The sequence below is a fragment of the Undibacterium sp. JH2W genome (assembly GCF_049340425.1).
GTDB lineage: Bacteria > Pseudomonadota > Gammaproteobacteria > Burkholderiales > Burkholderiaceae_D > Undibacterium.
Genome location: NZ_JBMPOT010000108.1, coordinates 1 through 255, shown reverse-complemented (window position 1 = coordinate 255; position 255 = coordinate 1). Strand labels below are relative to the sequence as shown.

General features: G+C 49.0%; 1 protein-coding gene. It reads right to left on the bottom strand.

Translation table 11 applies throughout. The annotated features are described in order from the left end of the window. On the bottom strand, positions 1-255 hold a 255-nt coding region (locus tag ACO0LC_RS29335), incomplete at both ends, for an integrase core domain-containing protein (protein WP_423009809.1).

The following is a 255-nucleotide window of genomic DNA, read 5'->3' as shown; positions in this document are numbered from 1 at the left end:
TTCCCGTGAGTACCTCGTTTTTCAATGTTCGATGGAAACGCTCTATTTTTCCATTAGTTTGAGGATGGGCTGGCCGGCTATGACTGACCTGAATTCCCAGTCGAATAAACCACATCGTTAATTTTGTGATGGATTGACTGGGCTGCTTGGAGGCTCCCCAGGGTGGGCCGTTATCGGCGTTGATACGCAATGGCAATCCATAGCGTTCAAACGTCGGAATTAATGCTTCTTGCACGGCTTCATGATTGGCCCGAC